The organism is Pseudomonas sp. W2Aug9 (genome assembly GCF_023127755.1).
Classification (GTDB): Bacteria; Pseudomonadota; Gammaproteobacteria; order Pseudomonadales; family Pseudomonadaceae; genus Aquipseudomonas; species Aquipseudomonas synxantha_A.
The window spans coordinates 145,405-166,436 of the sequence record NZ_SPKL01000001.1 but is presented as its reverse complement, the minus strand read 5'-3'; the positions used below and the strand labels follow the sequence as shown (position 1 = coordinate 166,436).

The following is a 21,032-nucleotide window of genomic DNA, read 5'->3' as shown; positions in this document are numbered from 1 at the left end:
TTATTGTGCGGCAGGCAGCAGGAAGCGGGCGATCACCGGCAGGTGGTTGGAAATACGCAACGTATCTTCCTGCCGCACCTTCGCTTCCACGCGTTTGATCCGCGAGCTGTAGAACAGGTAATCCAGAGTGCGGTCCGGGCCATCAAGGCTTGGATCGTTGGGGAAGTGCGTCAGCCATTTCTCACGGTCGATACCACTGGATTGGCTGTTGCTGGGGATCATCGGGTATTTGTCCCACAGCAGATGCAACTCACTGTCCGGCGAGTACTGGCCGCGCTTGCCAGCGTCCAGGCGCAGGAACTGGCCCAGTGGCAGCAGGTTGAAATCCCCGCCAATCAACCAGGGTGTGCCGCGACCTTCGAGTTTATCCAGCAGTTTTACCGTGCTTGCCACTTGCTCCTGCACCGCGCTGCGCCCAGGTGCGCCGCCGTCCAGGCGGGTGTTGAGCACCGCCAGTTGGCCGCCATCGCTCAAGGGCAGATATGTCAGCAGCAGAGCTGGCTTGGGTTGGAACTGGCGGCTGATGACGTTGGCATCGGCGGTCGGCAGTTGCAGGCGTTCGGCGTGCTCGATCTGGTAGCGGCTGAGTGTCGCCAGCTTGCGCCCGACGCTGCCGAAGATATGCAGGCTGGGCACAAAGTCGGCTTTCCAGTCGAAGGCCTGGGCGCTGCACGGGTAGAGGTCGACCAGGCGCTCCTGCAATAGCGCAAGCTGGTCCTGATAGTGGGACGGTTTGGCGCCTTCGTCGAGCTCCTGCAACAGCAGGATGTCGGGTTGTTCGTCGCGGATCACCCGGGCCACTTCGTCGAGGCTGAAGGCCATGTCTTCGACGGTAGGGCGATCGTCCGGGCCGCTGCCGTCCGGGGTGTCGTACCAGAACACGTAGTTCTTGCCGGCCAGGTATTGCACATTCCAGGTCATGACCTTGAGCGCCTGCCCCGGCAGCAGCGTCGGCGCACGGGGTGCCACGCAGCTGACGGGCAGGGTTTCTTTGTCGGCAGGGCGCCAGGTCAGGCTGTAGATCAGCGCGGCCAGCAGGCCGACGATGATCAACAGGCTCAACAGGGTGATGCGCAATAAACGGGTCATCGGCTCGGCTTATATGCGTGTCAGAAGAGGCACGGAGCATATCACCGCGCGTCGGCGTCGCCACCGATCAACATGAATAAACGGAACAGCACCACGCTGGTAAACAACTGCAGGAAGCTGTGCGCACTGTCCATCAACAGCCCCAGCAGCGGCGCGGGCTCGGGATACGCCGCCACGCTGGCACCCTTGAGCAGCCACAACGGCGTCATCACGCACAGCAGGCACACCAGGATTCGCCAGAAATGCCCGCGGGTCAGGCGAAAGCTTTCCTTCATCGCCGCCAACGCCGGCATACCGCGCAGCACCAGCAGGTATTCGGCAAACGCCAACACCACCATCAGCCACAAGCCCGGCAGGAAATACAGCGACAGGCCCAGCAATATCAGCAACGTGCTCATGGCCGTCAGCAAGGCGAAGCGCGGCCACAGGCTCAATGCCATGGCCCATACATCCTTGGTGCGTGGCGACTCGCCACGGGTGCGGGCGTCGAGAAACAGGATCAAGGCGCCGGTGTACAGCGGGTACACCAATAAACCCACGACTACGCTGTAGCCGGGAAACGCATCCGGGCCCAGCGTGTGGTCCAGTATTTGTTGCAGCAGGGCTTCGAGGATCACCAACGGCAGGCACAACTGCACGATGGCGCCCAGGTTGCGCTGGGTAAAACGCAAGGAGTCGCGCAAAACGTCTAACGGATTCATCAGGGTCATCACAGGCCTGGAAGCAGAGGGCCACACTTTAACCGATCAGGGTCCAAAGGGGCGCAAACGTAAACCTTGAGTAAAGACCATTGAAACAACTCGTAACATCCCCATAACTGGAAGGCACCCGGCCTGATCACAGGCGGGACCGGAATTTTTTATCGGCAATCTAACGAGGTCGCCATGAACAGCGAAGAGCAAACCCTGATCGATGGACTGTTTTCACGGTTGCAGCAAGCCGAAACGGACTCAGCCCCCCGCGACGCCCAGGCCGAAGCGCGGATCAAGGAGCACATGACTCGCCAGCCGGCCGCCGGCTACTACATGACCCAGTCATTGCTGGTGCAGGAACATGCGCTCCAGGCTCTGGATGCGCAAAACAAGCAACAGGCGCAACAGATCCAGCAATTGCAGGACGAACTGCAGCGGGCCAAGTCTGCGCAACCGGCGCCGGCCAGTGGTGGTGGGTTTTTGTCGAGCATCTTTGGCGGTAGCTCCCGTGAGCCACAGCCTGCGCCGAACAACTCCGGTGGCGGCTGGCGTGAGCCGGCGCGGCCGTCGTTCAACCAGCCAGCACCGCAGCAAAACTATCAGCCGCCGCAAGCACCGGCTGGCGCACCCGTGGGCAGCGGTTTCCTCGGCGGCGCCATGAAGACCGCTGCCGGTGTGGCCGGTGGTGTGTTGCTCGCCGAAGGTATCAGCAGCCTGTTCCATCACAACTCGCAACCACAGGTGGTGGAAGAAATCATCGAACAACCGGCACCGGCCAGCGACCAGGGTGACTGGGGCAACGATGACCAGAAGTTTGCCGGCAATGACAGTTGGGGCAGCAACAATGCCGACAGCTTCGCTGACAGCGATTATTCCGACGATTCCTCTTCCTTCGGCGACGACGATTCCTTCGTCTGACACCTCTTGGCCCGGGGCGCCACGGCGCTCCGGTCTGATTTTTTCCCGGAAACGCTCCCTTGGCTGGCATACTGGCGCCCTTTCCGGGCGCTGGCGCCTGGCTGTCCATGAGGAAGTGCGGTGAAGAAAATTGCAGTGTTCGCCGATGTACAAAACCTCTACTACACCGTGCGCCAAGCCTATGGCTGCCACTTCAACTACGCCGCCCTGTGGGCTGACATCAGCGCTCGCGGGCAGATTGTCGAGGCGTACGCGTATGCCATCGACCGTGGCGACAGCAAGCAGCAGCAATTCCAGCAGATCCTGCGCAACCTGGGCTTTACGGTAAAACTCAAGCCGTATATCCAGCGCAGCGATGGCTCGGCCAAGGGCGACTGGGACGTGGGCATCACCCTCGACATCATGGACGCCGCCGACCATGTCGACGAAATCGTACTGGCCTCCGGTGACGGCGATTTCGACATGCTGCTCGAACGCATCATCCAAAAGCATGGCGTGCGGGCCGTGGCCTACGGCGTGCCTGGTCTGACGGCCAACTCATTGATACGCGCCGCCAGCCACTACGTGCCGATCGAAGGCGCGTTGTTGCTCAAATAGAAATAGATTGTTGAATGGAGTTGGAGCAGGTTTGGAACGTATAGCGGTCATCGACTTTGAAACCACCGGCATCACCCCCAGCAGCCAATGCCGGGCCACGGAGATTGGCGTGGTCATCCTCGAGCGCGGTCAAATCGTGGACCGCTACCAGAGCCTGATGAACGCCGGTGTGCGCGTACCGGCCTTTATCGAACAGCTCACCGGCATCAGCAACGCCATGCTGCGCGGTGCGCCACCGGCTGAGCGAGTGATGAACGAGGTCAATGAGTTCGTCGGCACCACGCCCTTGATGGCGCACAACGCCGCCTTCGACCAGAAGTTCTGGGACTATGAGCTCGGCCTGATCCGCCGCACCCGCCTGCAGAAATTCGCCTGCTCCCTGCTGCTGGCCCGCCGCCTGATGCCGGCTGCGCCCAACCACAAGCTCGGCACCCTCAACGCCTACGCCAAACTGCCCCACACCGGCCAGGCTCACCGGGCGCTGGCGGATGCGGAAATGGCCGCCAACCTCACGGCCCACCTGGCCCAGCAACTGCGCCAGACCCACGGCCTGCGCGAACTGTCCCATGACCTGTTATGCACCTTGCAGAAAGTGCCTGCCGCCAAAATCAATGAGCACCTGAAAAAGCATCGCGGGTTCTAAACCAGCCACCCTCTCAAGAACACCAAAGATCCAAATGTGGGTGGGGGCTTGCTCCCGATAGCAGTGTGTCAGCTAAAAATAAGCTGGCTGATACACCGCCATCGGGAGCAAGCCCCCTCCCACATTTAGTGATGCGGCGCCTATCGAGGCTGTGTGCACGCCAACGCCTGGTCCACCACTCCCTTCGCCATCTCCACCAAATGCATCACCGCCCGCTGCGGCGCCTTCATCACCTCGCCCGACCCATGTGCCGTCTCCACCGCGCAATGCAACAAATCCGCCGCATGGGCCAGGGCGTCTTCGAAGCTCAGGTTGTCATTCAGGATAAAAATGGGCGCATCCGGGGCGGATGCCTTGAGGTAGTAGTCGATGGCGCGACGGTGGAGCAGGGCGTCTTCGCTGAGGAAGTCGGTTTTGGACTTGGGTGGATCGGGGGTGACTTTTTTGGCCATGGTGAAACTCCTTGCTGGAAGAAGTCGACACCGTTCGCTTGCACGCGAATTAGGGTGGCAACTGTGCGTAGGTGTGCAAGACCGGGGCAAGGATCCAAACCCAGCAGGCCCGAAGGCCTCCCACGCACAGCCGCCATAACAGGCATATCGGCTGCAGGTTTATTTATGATCTTGCTTGCCATCGGACTTGCACGTCCGGTCACCGAACATTCGATGACAGGGCGAGACTAGCTACCGAATCCGACGGAAACAAGGCCGTGGGATTCTCTCGGAAACGTCCCGCAAATGAAAGGGATTGGTCTTGCTGGCCACTGAAACTCTGGGGTTTTGAGGTCTCTTTCACCTGGGCGCTGAATGGTCGGTAGGCCAAATCCGGCTATGATCTAGGACCTTTCTGGTTTTCCTCTTTACTCATCCATCGAGTTTTACTGCGGCCTACCATCCTGTGTGTCATTCACGCACAGGGACAAAGAACATGCAGGAAAGCGACCTTCATACAGCGATCGTGCGAAGCAAGTTGGAACTCGAATCAAATGGCATTGATCTGGGTTCCAGTTCAAGCATGGCGTTTCATGTGGGGAACACGATGACAAGCTGCCCGGCAGTCATAGCGTTGCCGAGTTCGCCAGGTTGGAGTCATGGCCCTCATTACCAGTTACTCAAGCCGATTCACGCTGACCCCGCCGTGCCCGATACGACGTTTGATGAACTCTGGAAATGTACACAGCAACACTACGGCCTCACGGCAGCAACGGTGATCACTGGTGCGGCGGGTATACCGATAAGCAAAATTGCGGTGGGTGCTTGGGTTCACGTCGGCTCCAGCAAAACCACGAACCTGGCTAGCCTGATCGGAATGCGCTTTTTCCCTCGTACGTTGATCAAGCAACCCACCATGGCCAGAATGGCAAAGGCAACGTTTGGCACGGTCCGGGTATTTGGCATCATCGGGCGAGGCATCCCCTTCGTCGCTGCCGGGCTTGCAGTCTTTGACCTAGTCAGTATTGGTAAGTGTGCCTATGAGGCGAGAAATGGAAGGTAGCCTGACCAGAGCCGACATCAGCGAAAAAGTGATCCAGCTATTCGTCGATATCATCGGCTTTATCGACCGAAGCGAAGTGACGGAGCAAACCGATTTCATCCATGACTTCGACATCATTGATGACGACCTGACCTGCTTTGTCATGCAGATCAAGTGGCAGTTCAAGTTGCAAGCGACGCAGGAGGATTGGGAACACATCACTACGATTGAGCAGGTAGTCGATTTGATTGTTCAGCGTTCGACTCTTCGGTGAGGCCACTGACGCCATCGCAGGCAAGCCAGCTCCCACAGTTGGCAGTACGCGATCCCTGTGGGAGCCGGGCTTGCCCGCGATGGCGGTAGGTCAGCCACCATTTTTCCCATTGGCTTCCAACTGCCCCAACGGCACCCGTCGCTCTATGGCGCTGGACAAAATAATCGAGGTCTTGCTGAACCCGAACTTTGCCACCCGATTAATCAGGTCTTCCAACTGCGGCATGGTGCCCACCGCCGCTTGCATGATCACGCACGGGTCGCCCGTGACCCGGTGGCATTCGGTCAGTTCGGGAATTTGCGCCAGGGCGTCGTACACCTTCTGGCTGCCGTGATTGGTCAGCCGCAGTTCAATTACGCACTGAATCGGCAAACCGACTTTGGATAGATCCACTTTGGCCTGGTACCCGGTGATCACTCCGCTGGCCTCAAGCTTGGCCACGCGTTCGGCCACGGCGGGGGCGGAGAGGTTCACGGTGCGCGCCAGTTGCGCGTAGGAAGCACGGCCATCTTCAAGCAGGGCGCTGAGCAGCATGCGGTCGTATTTGTCCATGGTAAGGCTCCGGTGGCGCGTGGCTTTCGAAAGCACGGGTTATAGCCCTCATAACCATGGTTTGAAAAGTGTATGGGCGGTTTAAACAGGTTTTGTAACTTAAGTTTATCCACCTTCGTTTCTAGAATAAGTCTCCCTTTTCCTGCCATTAGAGCCGCCCAATGCCTGGCCCACGTCGCTTTCCCTTACCGTTGATCGCCGCCTTTTTTGCGTTGTATGTGATCTGGGGTTCCACTTACCTGGTGATCCGCATCGGTGTGGAGTTCTGGCCGCCGCTGTTGCTGGCGGGGATTCGGTTTTGCACGGCGGGTGTGTTGATGTATGGCTTCCTCAGGTGGCGCGGGGTGCCGGCGCCAACCTGGCCGCAGTGGAAGGCCGCCGGGATGATCGGCATTTTGTTGCTCACCGTGGGCAATGGTGGTGTCAGCGTGGCCGAACACATGGGTGTGTCGTCCGGTGTGGCGGCATTGGCCGTGGCGACCGTGCCGTTGTTTACCCTGCTGTGTGGGTTTTTCTGGGGCGCGCGTAATACGCGGCTGGAATGGGCCGGGGTGATCCTGGGCATCATCGGCATCGCCATGCTCAATATGGGCAGTACCTTGCAATCAAGCCCATCGGGTGCAGTTTTGCTGTTGGTTGCGGCGGCCTCCTGGGCTTTCGGCTCGGTGTGGAGCCGCCACCTGCCACTGCCCCAGGGCGCCATGGCCAGTGCCGCAGAAATGCTCGTGGCCGGCGTGGCGCTGCTGATTGTCAGCGCGCTGTCGGGCGAGCACCTGCAGGCCATGCCGCCGCTGGAAGGCTGGCTGGCCCTGGCCTACTTGACGGTATTCGGTTCGATCATCGCCTTTAACGCCTACATGTATCTGCTCAAGCATGTGCGTCCGGCAGCGGCGACCAGCTATGCCTACGTGAACCCGGCTGTGGCGGTGTTGCTGGGGATTGTATTCGTCGGTGAGACCATCGGCCTGGAAGAAGCCTTGGCGATGCTGGTGATCATCAGCGCCGTGTTGCTGATCAGCCTGCCCCAGTGGCGCAAGCCCAAGCCGGAAATAAGGTAAACTGCCGCGCATTACGCCCTTGCGCTGAATTTTTCCTACGGTAACTACATGACTTTCGCCACCCTTGGCCTGATCGAACCCTTGCTGCGCGCCCTTGAGACGCTTGGCTACCAGACCCCGACGCCGGTGCAGGCGCAAGCCATTCCGGCGGTGCTGGCCGGTCGCGACCTGATGGCCGCGGCCCAGACCGGCACCGGCAAGACCGCAGGTTTCGCCTTGCCGCTGCTGCAACTGCTGACCATGGAAGGGCCGAAAGTCGCCGCCAACTCGGCGCGTGCGCTGATCCTGTGCCCGACTCGCGAACTGGCCGAGCAGGTTCACGCCAGCGTCGCTGAATATGCCCAGCACCTGCCGCTGACCACCTACGCGGTATACGGCGGGGTAAGCATCAACCCGCAGATGATGAAGCTGCGCAAAGGCGTCGACATTCTGGTCGCCACCCCTGGCCGCCTGATCGACCTGTTCCGCCAGAACGCGCTGAAGCTCAACCAGCTGCAAACCCTGGTGCTGGATGAAGCCGACCGTATGCTCGACCTGGGCTTCTCCGAAGAGCTTGCCAACATTTATCGCATGTTGCCGAAAAAGCGCCAGACCCTGTTGTTCTCTGCGACCTTCTCCGATGACATCCGCCTGTTGGCTGGGCAGATGCTCAACGACCCGCTGAGCATCGAAGTCAGCCCGCGCAACGTCGCTGCCAACACCGTCAAGCAGTGGGTGGTGCCGGTGGACAAGAAGCGCAAGCCGGAACTGTTTGTGCACCTGATGCGCAAGGGCCGTTGGAAGCAGGTATTGGTTTTCGCCAAGACCCGCAACGGCGTGGACGCCCTGGTGGACAAGTTGCAGGGCCTGGGCATCAACGCCGACGGCATCCATGGCGATAAGCCCCAGGCTACCCGCCAACGCGCACTGGACCGCTTCAAGGCCAGCGAGGTGCAAATCCTGGTGGCCACTGATGTGGCGGCCCGTGGCCTGGATATCGAAGACCTGCCGCTGGTGGTCAACTTTGACCTGCCGATCGTGGCCGAGGACTACATCCACCGTATCGGCCGTACCGGGCGTGCGGGCAACACTGGGGAGGCGATCTCCCTGGTGTGCGCTGATGAGGTGAACATGCTCTCGGCGATCGAGATGCTGACCCGCCAGACCCTCACCCGCAAAATGGAAGCGGATTTCGAGCCGGAGCATCGTGTACCGGATACCGATGCCAGCGGGCAGGTGGTGAAGAAGCCGAAAAAACCGAAGAAACCTAAAACGTCCGGTGGTGGCGGCAAGCGCAACCTGGGCAAGTGGGTGGACAGTGGTGAAGTGGCGCCGGCTGAGCCGTCGATCAAGCCGGTGCGCAAGGTGCCGGTTTTCAATACCGGGCCGCGTAAGAAGAAGTGATTTTGCGCTGTGGCTGATGGCCTCATCGCAGGCAAGCCAGCTCCCACCTTTAAATTGTGAATACAGTCAAAGGTGGGAGCTGGCTTGCCTGCGATGGCGGCCTTGAATCCAGCGCGGCTCTCAGCGATTAAGCCACTCCAACATCCCCAGCCCAGCCGCTCTGCCACTGGCAAAACACCCCGTCAGCAAATACCCACCAGTGGGCGCCTCCCAGTCCAGCATTTCCCCCGCACAAAACACTCCAGGCAATGGTTTGAGCATCAACCGCTCATCCAGCGCTTCAAACGGCACACCCCCCGCTGTGCTGATCACCTCATCCATCGGCCGCGTCCTCACCAATGTCAGCGGCAACGCCTTGATATCCACTGCCAACTGCGCCGGATCGGTGAAGTGTTCAGCGGGCGTCAGCTCGCGCAGCAGGGCGGCTTTCACGCCATCCAACCCCAACTGACTGTGCAAGTGCTTGCTCATCGACCGCGAACCCCGGGGCTTGGCCAATGCGGCCTGCACTTTGTCCAGCGGTTTGCTCGGCAGCAAATCGATATGCACCGTGGCTGCACCGCTGCGGTTGATCGCTTCGCGAATTGGCGCCGACAAGGCGTAAATCAAACTGCCTTCAATACCGGTGGCGGTTATCACGCATTCACCCAGCCGAGGCTTGTCATCCCCCAGGCCAATGGCGACGTTTTTCAACGGTGCGCCAGCGAATTTGCTGACCATCAACTCGCTCCACGCCGACACTTCGAACCCGCAGTTGCTCGGTTGCAGGCGCACATAGGGCAGGCCTTTGCCTTCAAACAGGTTCAGCCACGCACCGTCAGAGCCCAGGCGCGACCAACTGCCGCCGCCCAGGGCCAGCAACACCGCGTCGCTGTGGACAACTTTGTCGCCGTCCGGGCTGTGGATAAGTAAATCGCCCTCGGCATTCCAACCGGTCCAACGATGCCGGGTGTGGATAACCACACCTTGATCCCGCAGGCGCTTGAGCCAAGCGCGCAACAGCGGCGCGGCTTTCATGTCGGTAGGAAATACGCGGCCGGAGGTGCCGACAAAGGTCTGGATACCCAGGCCATGGATCCATTCGCACAACGCCTCGGCGCCGAAGCTGCGCAGCAGCGGGGCCATGTGCGGGGCGCGTTCGGCGTAGCGCGACAGAAACGCCGGGTAGGCTTCGGAGTGGGTGATGTTCATGCCGCCCACACCTGCCAACAGGAACTTGCGCCCCACTGAAGGCATGCCGTCGTACAGGTACACGCGCACGCCCGCCTGGCTCAAGACTTCGGCGGCCATCAGCCCGGCGGGGCCGCCGCCGATAATGGAGACGTGGTGGGCAGAAGTCTGAGGCATGGGCAGGGCTACGGTGATGTGAATAGGCCGAGCATTCTACCCGACCACGACGCCGCTGCCTGATCAAAAAACGTACACTTTCCTACAGGCCATGCGGCCACTCGCTTGCAGCCGCTTACGCTCAAGTTATCCACAGGCCGTTCCACAGGCATTGTGAGTAACACCCAGAATTCAATGACAGCCTGATGACGTCCACACCCGCTGCGCGCTGTGATGCAGGATGCCGTGACGACGGGCGAGGGCGGGGCGGTCTTTGCTGTAACCGCCGCCGATCACGCCCATCACCGGTATGTCGCGGCCCAGGCAGTGGCGCATCACGCTTTCATCGCGGGCGGCGACGCCTGCGTCTGTCAGCTTGAGGTAACCGAGGGCGTCGTCCTTGTGTACATCCACGCCAGCGTCGTACAGCACCAGGTCGGGCTGGTAGAGCGGCAGCAAGTAGTTGAGCGCGTCATCCACTACCTTGAGGTAGTCGGCATCGCCCATGCCCATGGGCAGCGGGATGTCCCAGTCGCTTTGGGCCTTGCGTGCCGGGAAGTTCTTTTCGCAGTGCAGCGACACGGTGATGGCCTCCGGTGTGTCGTGGAGGATGCGGGCAGTGCCATCGCCCTGGTGCACGTCGCAATCGAAGATCAGCACGCGATTGACCCGGCCGCTGGCCAGCAGATAGCGGCTGATCACTGCCAGGTCGTTGAAAATGCAGAATCCCGCCGGATAATCGTAATGGGCATGGTGGGTACCACCGGCCAAATGGCAGGCCAGGCCATGTTCGAGGGCCTGTTCAGCCGCCAGTATCGAGCCACCCACCGCACGCACGGTGCGCCTCGCCAGGGCTTCGCTCCAGGGCAGGCCGAGGCGGCGCTGGTCTTCGCGAGACAGTTCGCCGCCCATGTAGCGTTCGATATACCCAGGTTCATGGGCCAGGGCCAGGATGTCTGCCGGGCACAGCTGCGGGCACAGCAATTGGCTGTCCTGGGTCAGGCCACTGTCCACCAGGTGGTCACGCAATAGGCGAAACTTGTCCATGGGGAAGCGGTGGTCCGCCGGGAACTCAGGGCTGTAGTCTTCGTGGTAGATCAATGGCAAGGGCATGGGATTTTCTGACGGGAACCTGCGAAGGATCTTAACAGCGCTGTACACTCACGCACATGGCAAGGCAGGGGGACCCATGGAGCCGATACTGGAATTGGAAAGTGCACGCTTGGTGCTGCGCCAATGGCGCGACAGCGACCTGCCGGAATTTGCGCGCATGTGCGCTGACTCGCAGGTGATGCGCTACTTTCCGGCTAAATTGAGCCACTTGGAAAGCGCCGCGCTGATCGGCCGGATTCGCGGGCATTTTGCTGAATATGGCTTTGGTTTCTGGGCGTTGCAGCGCAAAGACACCGGTGAATTTATCGGCGTGACGGGCCTTGCGAATGTCAGCTTCGAAGCGGGCTTCACCCCGGCGGTGGAGATTGGTTGGCGCCTGGCCCGTGAGCATTGGGGCCTGGGCTATGCCAGTGAGGCGGCCTGGACGGCATTGCGCTGCGGCTTTGATCGCTTGCAGCTGGACGAAGTCGTCGCCTTTACCACCGAAGCCAATCTGCCCTCACAAAAAGTCATGCAGGCCATCGGTATGCATTACGATCCGCAGGCAGATTTCGAACACCCCAAAGTCGCAGCCGATGACCCGCTGCGCCCGCATGTTTTGTACCGCATCACCCGCGCCCAATGGTTGGACACGCTGCACGGATAAGCAGCCCGGAATGCCCTATTGATTGTAGGAGTTGCTCTATGAGCCAAGTATTGGAAGATCTGGTGGACTTGCTGACCCTGGAGCCGATCGAGGAGAACCTCTTTCGCGGCCGCAGCCAGGACCTGGGCTTTCGCCAGTTGTTCGGCGGCCAGGTGCTGGGTCAGTCGTTGTCGGCGGCCAGCCAGACCGTAGAAGAAGCGCGGCATGTGCATTCCCTGCACGGTTATTTCCTGCGCCCTGGCGATGCCGCGTTGCCGGTGGTGTATTCGGTGGACCGTGTGCGCGATGGCGGCAGCTTCAGCACGCGCCGTGTCACCGCGATTCAAAAGGGCCATCCGATCTTTACCTGTACCACCTCGTTCCAGTACGACGAAGCAGGCTTCGAGCACCAGACCACCATGCCGGTGGTGGTGGGCCCGGAGAATCTGCCGTCGGAGCTGGAGCTGACCCAACAGCGTGCGCACCTGATCCCCGAGCACATGCGCGACAAGCTGCTGTGCCCCAAGCCCATAGAAGTGCGCCCGGTCACCGAAAAAGACCCGTTCAACCCGCAGCCGTCCGACCCGGTCAAGTACGTGTGGTTTCGTGCCGACGGCGCCCTGGCGGATTCGCCGGCGCTGCATAAGTACCTGCTGGCCTATGCCTCGGACTTCGGCTTGCTGACCACCTCGTTGCTGCCCCATGGCAAGACCGTGTGGCAGAAAGACATGCAGGTGGCCAGCCTCGACCATGCGCTGTGGTTCCACGCTGACCTGCGCGCCGATGACTGGTTGCTGTATGCCATGGACAGCCCATGGGCCGGCAACTCCCGGGGTTTCTCCCGCGGCAGCGTGTACAACCGCGCCGGGCAACTGGTGGCATCGGTGACCCAGGAAGGCTTGATCCGCCATCGCAAGGACTGGGCATGAGCCTGTCAGACGTTAAACATTGGGTGTTCGACATGGACGGCACGCTGACGGTGGCAGTGCATGACTTTGCCGCCATTCGCGTGGCGTTGGAGATTGCGCCTGAGGACGACATCCTCACGCACCTGGCTGCATTGCCGGCGGATGTTGCGGCAGCCAAACATGCCTGGTTGCTGGAGCATGAGCGCGAGTTGGCGCTGGGGTCGGTCGCGGCCGAAGGTGCCGTTGAGTTGGTAAGGGAATTGGCCGGGCGTGGTTATCGCCTGGGCATCCTGACCCGCAATGCGCGGGAGCTGGCCCATATCACCCTGGATGCGATTGGCTTGGCGGACTGCTTTGCCATTGAGGATGTGCTGGGGCGTGATGACGCGCCGCACAAGCCTGATCCGGGTGGCCTGTTGAAACTGGCGGCGGCCTGGGGGGTAGCGCCGAGCGAGATGGTGATGGTGGGGGATTATCGCTTTGACCTGGATTGTGGCCGGGCGGCGGGGGCCAGGACGGTGTTGGTGAACTTGCCGGATAACCCGTGGCCGGAGTTGGCGGATTGGCATGCCGAGGATTGTGCGGCGCTGCGCCGAATGATCTAACCCAGGCGACGGAGATCAAATGTGGGAGGGGGCTTGCTCCCGATTGCAGTGTGTCAGCCAGCCTATGTTTAGCTGGCACACCGCTATCGGGAGCAAGCCCCCTCCCACATTTTGATTGGGTTCCTTCAGGTGCTACTGGGCAAACAGCACCTTTTCTCCCTCTGGCGAGGTAAACATCTTATCCCCGTCATGCCCCACCCCTGGCACTTCCACCAGCTTGTGACTCAACTGCGGATGGCGCAGCTTGAGGTAGTCAAAGTAGTTGTGCCCACGAATCAGCCTATACGCACCCTGGGTTTCGGCCTCGCAGCTTTTATCCAGTGCCGGGTGGTTGGGGTCGGTGTCCTGCTGGCCCAACAGGTAAGTGATGTCGCGTGAGACGTAGGCTTTTTCCAGTTGCTGGGCGCCTCGGTCACCCACGTAATCGGGCAGCTTTTGCATGCCGTATTTCCAGTCGTTGAAGCTTGGGCAACTGGCCGTATCGAACGGCACCGGCCGCTGCGGGCTGAAGTAGGCGTAGGACGATGGGTTGGCCACCACGTACCGCAGGCTGATGCCTTCGGTTTGCAGCAACGGGTGTTCATGGCCGGTGAGGGCGAAGCGTTGGACGACCTGGCCGCCACCGGAATGCCCGGCGATCACGATTTCCTTCAGCGCCGGGAACAGCTTGCGGTTGCCCAGGTGCTTGATGATCTGGTCCAGAGCGCCATAAGAACTGACCTGCCCAGGCGCGGTGGAAGCTTCGCCAGCCATCCAGTCGTTGCCCTTCCAACGCAATACCTGATTGCCCAGATGGTTACGCTTCACGTCCGATTGATTCAGAAACTGCGGCGCGATCACCAGCGTAGTACCGCCGACCCCGGCATGGGTGGCGGCGTCAATACCGCTTTGCAGATAGGTCTGCGCATTGCGCAGGCGGCCGTGCACGATGATCAGCGCACGCGTGACCTTGGGCAGCGGCTGGCGCCAGTCCTGGCTTACGCCGAGGCTGAGGTCGCCCGCCTCCAGATGAAAGCGATCGGGGCTGACCACCTTGACGCCGTGTTCAGCCGCCAGGGTGCAGCAGGACACGAACACACCCAGCAGCACCCCCAATCGTTTGATCATTTAGAGACTCTTGGCCGCGAAGGTATCGCATTGAGTGATCTGGCCCTGTGCGAAGCCAGTCTTGAACCAGCGTACCCGTTGCGCCGAGGTGCCGTGGGTAAACGAGTCCGGCACCACGCGCCCTTGGCCCTGTTGCTGCAAGCGGTCATCGCCAATGGCGTTGGCTGCATTCAGGGCTTCTTCGATATCGCCGGGCTCCAGCCAGTTCAGGCGTTTTTGCGCCCGATTGGCCCACACCCCGGCAAAGCAGTCGGCTTGCAGCTCCTGGCGTACCAGCAGGCCGCCATCGCCTTCCATTTGCCGACCCTGTTGGCGCGCCGCCTGGATCTTGGACGAGATGCCGAGCAGGGTTTGCACGTGATGCCCGACTTCGTGGGCGATCACGTAGGCCTGAGCGAAATCGCCGGCGGCCTGGAAGCGTTGCGACATTTCGCGGAAGAAATCCAGGTCCAGGTAGACCTGCTGGTCAGCCGGGCAATAGAACGGGCCGCTGGCCGAGGTGGCGCCACCGCAGGCGGAGTTCACCCGGCCACGGAACAGCACCAGCTTGGGGTTCTTGTAGGCCAGGCCGTTTTCCTGGAACACCTGGCCCCAGGTGTCTTCGGTATCACCCAACACCGCGCGCACAAAATCGGCGTGCTCATCATTGGCCGGTGGCGCCTGGCGCGATTGCGAACTCACCGACGGCGCCTGCTCCATCTGCCCCGTCAACTGGCCGAGGATCTGCATCGGGTCTTGCCCGGTCAGCCAGCCAATACCTACGACCAGCACAATGGCCGTCAGGCTCAGGCCCTTGCCGCCGCCAAAGCGCATACCGCCACCGCCGCCGCCACTGTCATCGCGGGCATCCACCACGTTGTCGCTGCGTCGGCCTTTTTTCCATAGCATGGGAGCATTCCTCTGTGTGCTAACCGTGATTGATTATGGTCGGTATTAACGGCAATAGCCTTCGCCGGTGGTCACGATCAGGCAGTCTTTTTTATCCGCCAGCCATTTCAGGCCGGTGGCGGCGCCGTCTCCGGCGCGCAACAGCTGCGGGCCGTCGGGGCGGGTGAAGGCGATGCCATCTTCGTTCGCTTCACCTTTGAAGGTGCCGGCATCGTCGGCGTCGAGGCCGTATTGCATGGTCAGAAGGTAGTGGCCGCGGCCGATGCTGTCGTCCTTGGCGATGGTCAGGTGCAAGCCTTCGACGCCGATCCATTTGCCGACCCATTGATCGGTGGGGGGCGTTTGCGGCACCAGGGTCGCCTGTACAGACGGCGGCGCGGGCTTGGGGGCTTCCTTGGCTTTATCGCAGGCGGTAAGCAGGGCGAGGGCAGACAGAACAAACAGGATTTTTTTCATAGCGGCAAGGCCTTGATTAAAAAGTGTGCAACGCCTGGGCGAGCGTGCAGGGTTGGACTCGATTCCAGTGATTTAGTGCGCTGTTCGCCCGCTGTTTGGTTATGCTCTTGGAGCAGGCGCTGGCCCGGCTGCTAGATTACCGGGTTGAGTACCATCGCGTTCAGCCCGCCAGCAAGAGAATTCCATGACTGTCAGTACCCCCCTCTCAGGCGTCAACCATCCCTTCAAAGGCATCCTGCTGATTGTGGTGGCGACGTTCCTGTTCTCCAGCCACGACGCCTTGTCCAAATACCTGGCCGGGTTCTACCCCATTGTGATGGTGGTGTGGGCGCGCTACCTGGTGCACACCCTGCTGATGGCCGGGATCTTCCTGCCGCAATCAGGCTTGCGCGTACTGCGCAGCAAGCGCCCGGGTATGCAGGTGGTGCGGGCATTGTGCCTGTTGGGCACCAGCCTGTTTTTCACCGCCGCATTGCACTACATCCCATTGGCCGAAGCCACCGCGGTGAACTTCCTCGCGCCGATCCTGGTGACAGCGCTGTCGGTGCCGCTGTTGGGCGAACATGTGACACGCGGCCAGTGGCTGGCGGTGATCTGCGGCTTTATCGGGGTGCTGGTAATCATCCATCCCGGCGGCGAACTGTTCACGCCGGCGGTGCTGTTGCCGTTGTGTTCGGCGACGTTCTTCTGCTTTTACCAACTGTTGACGCGCATCCTCAGTAAGTTCGATACGCCGACCACCAGCAACTTCTTCGCCGGGCTGTGCAATACCCTGGTCATGAGCGCCATGGTGCCGTTCTTCTGGCAGGTGCCGAGCCTGTGGCATGGCGTGCTGATGCTGGCACTGGGGACCTGCGGGATGACGGCACACCTGATGCTCACCCAGGCGTTCCGCTTTGCGGCGCCGGCCTTGCTGGCGCCGTTTGGCTATTGCCAGATTGTGTTTGCGGGGTTGTTGGGCTGGCTGGTGTTCAGCCATACCCCCGATACAACCACGGTGGTGGGTATCGGGGTGATCTGCATGAGCGGGTTGGCCGCTGCCTGGCAGCAGCGGCGCAGGTAGGTCAAAGGTCGACGGTAGGAATCTTGCGCGGAGCCATGAAGTACATCCAGGTCAGCGCAATGAAGTACATCGCCGGGATCAGGGTGAATAACACTGTGTAGTTGTTGTTGGTCACCGTGAGGATATGGCCGACGATCTGGGTCATGAACATGCCGCCGATGGCCGCGCACATGCCGCCGAAGCCGAACACCGTGCTCATCATGTGCTTGGGCGTGTAGTCCATCACCAGGCTCCAGATGTTGGCGGTCCAGGCCTGGTGGGCGCCGATGGCCAGGGAGATGGCGAACACCGCGACCCACAGCTGGCTGGAGCCGGCCGCCATGATCACACCGACTATGCAGCAGGCGAACAGCAGCATCGACAAGAGCCGCGCCTTGATCGAGTTCATCCCGCGGCCGATCAGGAATGACGACAGAATCCCGCCTCCCACGCTGCCGAAGTCGGCGGTCAGGTAAATGATGATCAGCGGAATGCCCATCTGCGTCACGTTGATGCCCAGGTTGTATTGCTGGTTCAAAAACGGCGGCAGCCAGTACAGGTAGAACCAGAACACCGGCGCAGTCAGCGCGTAGGCGATGGCGAAGGCCCAGGTGCCACGCATACGCAGGATGCGGCTGAACGGCACGCGGGGCTGTTCGGGCTCGACTTCCTGTTGCACGTAGTCCAGTTCCGATTGTTTAACGCTTGGGTGGTCTTCCGGGTTGTAGTACTTCAACCCCCAGAACACCAGCCAGATCGCGCCGAGTGCCGACATGCACAGGAACGCCGCCTGCCAGCCCCACACGTGCAGGATCAACGGCAGCAGCATCGGTGTCATCATCGCGCCGACGTTGGTGCCGGCGTTGAAGATGCCGGTGGCCACCGCACGTTCACCCGCCGGGAACCACAAACGTGTGGTCTTGACGCAGGCGGGGTAGTTGGCGGCTTCGGTCAGGCCGAGGATAAACCGGCAGACCATAAAGCCCACCGCCGAAGTGGCCAGACCGTGGGCGCCGGTGGCCAGGCTCCACAGCAGCACGGCGCAAAAGAACACGCGCTTGACGCCTACGCGGTCGATCAGGCGACCTTGCAGCACAAAGCCGATGGCGTAGCCGACCTGGAACCAGAAGTTGATGTTGGCGTAGTCCATCGCCGTCCAGCTCATTTCTTTGGCCAGGATCGGTTGCATCACGCCCAGGGCGGCGCGGTCGATGTAGTTCAGGGTGGTGGCAAAAAACACCAGGGCCAGCATGCCCCAGCGCGTTTTACCCACGGCCAGGGCACCGCGGATCTTGTCGCCGATGCCGGCGTGCGGGTTGCCCGGGCGCGTGGCCAGGGCTGGATTTTGCAGAGGCATGAGGTCGTACCCGTTTTTTTGAAATTCTTATGGTGTGTTCTGGGTCTTTGTTACATGAGCGAATTGCCCGGTCGATGGTGCGCAGTGGTTAAAAAGTCGTCAATTCGCCAAAGGGGCATAGTGTTCGATAATCGCACCAAAAACTAACCGGTTCGTACATTTTAATTGCTGCCTGTAGGCTGGGGGCGAATAATTTGCCACAAACAACAATTGCCGGGAGTCTTCCATGCAACGTTCTATTGCCACTGTGTCCTTGAGCGGCACCCTGCCGGAAAAGCTTGAGGCTATTGCCGCCGCCGGGTTTGATGGGGTGGAAATCTTCGAGAACGATTTGTTGTATTACGACGGCAGCCCCCGGGAAGTCAGGCAGATGTGCGCCGACCTGGGCATTGCCATCACCTTGTTCCAACCGTTTCGCGACTTCGAAGGATGCCGCCGCGACCGCCTGGCGCGCAACCTGGAGCGCGCCGAGCGCAAGTTTGACTTGATGCAGGAACTGGGCACCGACCTGGTATTGGTGTGCAGCAATGCCTCGGCCGACAGCGTGGGCGACGAACGTATTCTGCTCGATGACTTGAGCCTGCTGGCCGAGCACGCGGGCAAGCGTGGCCTGCGCATCGGCTATGAAGCATTGGCCTGGGGCAAGCATGTGAACACCTGGCAGCAGGTGTGGAACCTGGTGCGCCAGGTCGATCACCCAAGCCTGGGCGTGTTGCTCGACAGCTTCCACACCTTGTCGCTCAAGGGCGACCCCAGCGCCATTGCGCAGATCCCCGGCGACAAGATTTTCTTTGTGCAAATGGCCGACGCGCCGATCCTGGCCATGGATGTGCTGGAGTGGAGCCGGCATTTCCGCTGCTTCCCGGGGCAGGGCGAGTTCGACCTGGCGGGCTTTCTTGCTCCAATCATCCAGAGTGGCTACACCGGGCCGTTGTCCCTGGAAATTTTCAACGACGGTTTCCGCGCCGCGCCGACTCGGGCGAATGCGGCGGATGGCTTGCGGTCACTGTTATACCTGGAAGAAAAAACCCGCCAACGCCTGGCTGAACAAGCCCCCGCTGCGCCCGTGGACATCCTGTTTGAAACCCCGGCGGCCAGCGAATATGACGGTATCGAGTTTCTTGAATTTGCCGTGGATGAAAGCCTCGGCGCCAAACTGACCCACTGGCTGGAGCGCCTGGGTTTCGCCAAGGCCGGTCAGCATCGCTCGAAGAATGTGAGCCTGTTGCGCCAGGGTGACATCAACCTGATCCTCAACTGCGAACCCTATTCTTTCGCCCACAACTTTTTCGAGGCCCATGGCCCATCGCTGTGCGCCACCGCGATTCGGGTCAAGGACAGCGCCAAGGCCCTGGAGCGTGCGGTGGCCTACAAGGGCCAGCCTTATCGCGGCCTGGTCGGCCCCAACGAGCTGGAATTGGCCGCGGTGCGTGCGCCGGACGGCAGCCTGATCTACCTGGTGGACCCCAGCGAAGGCGGGCTGTACGACACCGATTTCAACCTGCAAGTGGCCACACCCGCCAGCGGTGGCTTGTTGCGCATCGATCATATGGCCATGGCGCTGCCGGCGGACAGCCTCGACAGTTGGGTGCTGTTCTACAAAAGCCTGCTGGATTTCGAAGCCGATGACGAAGTGGTGCTGCCCGACCCCTACGGCTTGGTGAAGAGCCGTGCGTTGCGCAGCCGTTGCAGTTCGATTCGCCTGCCGCTGAACATCTCCGAAAACCGCAATACGGCGATTTCCCACGCGCTTTCCAGCTATCGCGGTTCGGGCGTGCACCATATTGCCTTCGATTGTGCGGATATTTTCGCCGAGGTGCGCCGGGCCAAAGAGGCCGGCGTGCCGTTGTTGGATATTCCACTCAACTATTACGACGACCTGGCGGCGCGCTTCGATTTCGACGATGAGTTCCTCAGTGAGCTGGCGTATTACAACGTGCTGTACGACCGCGACGCCCAGGGCGGTGAGTTGTTTCATGTGTACACCGAGGCGTTCGAAGGGCGGTTTTTCTTCGAGATCATCCAGCGCAAGAACGGCTATGCCGGCTACGGCGCGGCCAACGTAGCGGTGCGTCTGGCGGCGATGGCCAAGTCGCGCAGTGGGGCGGTACGCCAGGCCCGGCTATAACCGCAGGCAGGTGCTTCCTTCGGGAAGCGCCGCGGCCCATAATCAGCGCTTGCAAACAATGGCCGTGAGCGCACCATGACCCCGAGTCCCGATCTCCCCGCGGTAGCTGACGCACCGCGCAAGAGTCGCAAGAACAATCCGGAAAAGACCCGCGAGAATATTCTCCAGGAAGCCATTGTCGAGTTTGTTCAACAGGGCCTGGCCGGCGCTCGCGTGGACGCCATCGCCGAGCGTATCCACACCTCCAAGCGCATGATCTATTACTACTTCGGCAGTAAAGAGCAGTTATACGTCGAGGTATTGGAGAAGCTCTACGGCGATATCCGCAACACTGAAACCCGCATGAACCTCACGGCCCTGGAGCCGCGTGAGGCGATTCGCCGGCTGGTGGAATTCACCTTCGATCACCATGACCAGAACGTGGATTTCGTGCGCATCGTCAGCATCGAAAATATCCACAACGCCGAGTACGTCAAACGCACCGAGACCATCAAGGCGATGAACAGCAAGATCCTCGAAGGGCTGGGCGAGACCTTGCGCCGTGGCGCCGAACTGGGGTTGTTTCGCGAAGGGCTGGAGCCGTTGGACGTGCACCTGTTGATCAATTCGTTCAGCTTTTACCGGGTCTCCAACCGGCATACCTTCAGCGAGATATTCCAGATCGAACTGTCGGATGAGGCGATCAAGCACCGGCACCGGGAGATGATCTGCGAGTCGGTGTTGCGCTACCTGCAAGCCTGAGTTCAGCGCTGGGCCAATGTGGGAGGGAGCAAGTCGAATCGTCGCACCGCCCCTCCC

General features: G+C 60.8%; 23 protein-coding genes. 13 read left to right on the top strand and 10 right to left on the bottom strand.

What is annotated here, in order from left to right; genetic code table 11:
* Together E3O56_RS00730 and E3O56_RS00725 are read right to left on the bottom strand one after the other, a co-directional pair.
* Positions 1-1,089, bottom strand: a complete 1,089-nt coding sequence (locus E3O56_RS00730) for an endonuclease/exonuclease/phosphatase family protein (protein WP_248089284.1) — start codon at positions 1,087-1,089, stop codon at positions 1-3.
* A 41-nt stretch (positions 1,090-1,130) separates the two neighbouring features.
* Entirely contained in the window at positions 1,131-1,790 is a 660-nt protein-coding gene (locus tag E3O56_RS00725) for a YciC family protein (RefSeq protein ID WP_057703350.1), read from the bottom strand.
* Positions 1,791-1,973: 183 nt separating this feature from the next.
* On the opposite strand from E3O56_RS00725, the gene E3O56_RS00720 reads away from it, so the two are divergent.
* The 3 genes from E3O56_RS00720 to E3O56_RS00710 all read left to right on the top strand — a co-directional run bounded on the left by E3O56_RS00720 (position 1,974) and on the right by E3O56_RS00710 (position 3,939).
* Positions 1,974-2,699 carry a DUF2076 domain-containing protein gene (locus tag E3O56_RS00720; RefSeq protein WP_078822404.1) on the top strand — a complete coding sequence of 242 codons (726 nt, stop codon included), beginning with the start codon at positions 1,974-1,976 and terminating at the stop codon, positions 2,697-2,699.
* A gap of 120 nt (positions 2,700-2,819) precedes the next feature.
* A complete protein-coding gene (locus E3O56_RS00715; RefSeq protein WP_005791666.1) occupies positions 2,820-3,296 on the top strand; it encodes an NYN domain-containing protein in 477 nt (158 codons plus the stop codon).
* A 31-nt stretch (positions 3,297-3,327) separates the two neighbouring features.
* Complete coding sequence (locus E3O56_RS00710; RefSeq protein WP_032879341.1) at positions 3,328-3,939, top strand: 3'-5' exonuclease; 612 nt, start codon at positions 3,328-3,330, stop codon at positions 3,937-3,939.
* A gap of 140 nt (positions 3,940-4,079) precedes the next feature.
* Here E3O56_RS00710 and E3O56_RS00705 read toward each other — a convergent pair whose 3' ends face one another.
* Positions 4,080-4,391, bottom strand: a complete 312-nt coding sequence (locus E3O56_RS00705) for a DUF3077 domain-containing protein (protein ID WP_148854026.1) — start codon at positions 4,389-4,391, stop codon at positions 4,080-4,082.
* Positions 4,392-4,866: 475 nt separating this feature from the next.
* Between E3O56_RS00705 and E3O56_RS00700 the strand changes: the two genes are divergently transcribed.
* On the top strand, positions 4,867-5,433 hold the full coding sequence (locus E3O56_RS00700; RefSeq protein WP_148854027.1) for a hypothetical protein: 567 nt from the start codon (positions 4,867-4,869) through the stop codon (positions 5,431-5,433).
* Positions 5,423-5,686, top strand: coding sequence for an acyl carrier protein (locus E3O56_RS00695; RefSeq protein WP_148854028.1), 264 nt, complete (start codon positions 5,423-5,425; stop codon positions 5,684-5,686). Before E3O56_RS00700 ends, E3O56_RS00695 begins: the two co-directional genes overlap by 11 nt.
* A 90-nt stretch (positions 5,687-5,776) precedes the next feature.
* Here the strand turns inward: E3O56_RS00695 and E3O56_RS00690 are convergent, their stop codons facing one another.
* The gene (locus E3O56_RS00690) at positions 5,777-6,238 is read right to left on the bottom strand and encodes an Lrp/AsnC family transcriptional regulator (RefSeq protein ID WP_005791661.1); all 462 of its coding nucleotides are present in this window, start codon (positions 6,236-6,238) and stop codon (positions 5,777-5,779) included.
* 161 nt (positions 6,239-6,399) lie between these two features.
* Here E3O56_RS00690 and yedA point away from each other — a divergent pair, with 161 nt between their 5' ends.
* Positions 6,400-7,296, top strand: a complete 897-nt coding sequence (yedA, locus tag E3O56_RS00685) for a drug/metabolite exporter YedA (protein ID WP_032879345.1) — start codon at positions 6,400-6,402, stop codon at positions 7,294-7,296.
* Positions 7,297-7,344: 48 nt separating this feature from the next.
* Positions 7,345-8,679, top strand: coding sequence for a DEAD/DEAH box helicase (locus E3O56_RS00680; protein ID WP_248127615.1), 1,335 nt, complete (start codon positions 7,345-7,347; stop codon positions 8,677-8,679).
* 120 nt (positions 8,680-8,799) lie between these two features.
* On the opposite strand, the gene E3O56_RS00675 is transcribed toward E3O56_RS00680, so the two are convergent.
* Together E3O56_RS00675 and E3O56_RS00670 are read right to left on the bottom strand one after the other, a co-directional pair.
* Entirely contained in the window at positions 8,800-10,026 is a 1,227-nt protein-coding gene (locus E3O56_RS00675; RefSeq protein ID WP_248127613.1) for a TIGR03862 family flavoprotein, read from the bottom strand.
* A 171-nt stretch (positions 10,027-10,197) separates the two neighbouring features.
* On the bottom strand, positions 10,198-11,118 hold the full coding sequence (locus E3O56_RS00670) for a histone deacetylase (protein ID WP_248127611.1): 921 nt from the start codon (positions 11,116-11,118) through the stop codon (positions 10,198-10,200).
* A 76-nt stretch (positions 11,119-11,194) separates the two neighbouring features.
* On the opposite strand from E3O56_RS00670, the gene E3O56_RS00665 reads away from it, so the two are divergent.
* From E3O56_RS00665 to E3O56_RS00655, 3 genes are read left to right on the top strand one after another with little or no spacing between them, the layout of a single operon-like run.
* Positions 11,195-11,764 carry a GNAT family N-acetyltransferase gene (locus E3O56_RS00665; protein ID WP_248127609.1) on the top strand — a complete coding sequence of 190 codons (570 nt, stop codon included), beginning with the start codon at positions 11,195-11,197 and terminating at the stop codon, positions 11,762-11,764.
* 38 nt (positions 11,765-11,802) lie between these two features.
* On the top strand, positions 11,803-12,672 hold the full coding sequence (tesB, locus tag E3O56_RS00660; protein ID WP_005791655.1) for an acyl-CoA thioesterase II: 870 nt from the start codon (positions 11,803-11,805) through the stop codon (positions 12,670-12,672).
* Entirely contained in the window at positions 12,669-13,256 is a 588-nt protein-coding gene (locus tag E3O56_RS00655; RefSeq protein WP_032879354.1) for an HAD family hydrolase, read from the top strand. Before tesB ends, E3O56_RS00655 begins: the two co-directional genes overlap by 4 nt.
* A 132-nt stretch (positions 13,257-13,388) precedes the next feature.
* Here E3O56_RS00655 and E3O56_RS00650 read toward each other — a convergent pair whose 3' ends face one another.
* Genes E3O56_RS00650 through E3O56_RS00640 form a run of 3 tightly spaced genes read right to left on the bottom strand, consistent with a single transcriptional unit; the run spans position 13,389 to position 15,707 of the window.
* Complete coding sequence (locus tag E3O56_RS00650; RefSeq protein ID WP_248127607.1) at positions 13,389-14,363, bottom strand: alpha/beta hydrolase; 975 nt, start codon at positions 14,361-14,363, stop codon at positions 13,389-13,391.
* Entirely contained in the window at positions 14,364-15,251 is an 888-nt protein-coding gene (locus E3O56_RS00645; protein WP_078822392.1) for a neutral zinc metallopeptidase, read from the bottom strand.
* A gap of 45 nt (positions 15,252-15,296) precedes the next feature.
* Positions 15,297-15,707, bottom strand: a complete 411-nt coding sequence (locus tag E3O56_RS00640) for a membrane lipoprotein lipid attachment site-containing protein (RefSeq protein WP_005791651.1) — start codon at positions 15,705-15,707, stop codon at positions 15,297-15,299.
* Between the two features lie 184 nt (positions 15,708-15,891).
* On the opposite strand from E3O56_RS00640, the gene E3O56_RS00635 reads away from it, so the two are divergent.
* Entirely contained in the window at positions 15,892-16,770 is an 879-nt protein-coding gene (locus E3O56_RS00635) for a DMT family transporter (protein WP_005791650.1), read from the top strand.
* Between the two features lies 1 nt (position 16,771).
* On the opposite strand, the gene E3O56_RS00630 is transcribed toward E3O56_RS00635, so the two are convergent.
* Entirely contained in the window at positions 16,772-18,106 is a 1,335-nt protein-coding gene (locus E3O56_RS00630) for an MFS transporter (protein ID WP_032879362.1), read from the bottom strand.
* Between the two features lie 226 nt (positions 18,107-18,332).
* Between E3O56_RS00630 and quiC the strand changes: the two genes are divergently transcribed.
* A complete protein-coding gene (quiC, locus tag E3O56_RS00625; RefSeq protein ID WP_148854034.1) occupies positions 18,333-20,234 on the top strand; it encodes a 3-dehydroshikimate dehydratase QuiC in 1,902 nt (633 codons plus the stop codon).
* Between the two features lie 75 nt (positions 20,235-20,309).
* Positions 20,310-20,975 (top strand): TetR/AcrR family transcriptional regulator, encoded by a 666-nt coding sequence (locus E3O56_RS00620; RefSeq protein WP_032879366.1) that lies wholly within the window; start codon positions 20,310-20,312, stop codon positions 20,973-20,975.
* Positions 20,976-21,032 lie beyond the last annotated feature (57 nt).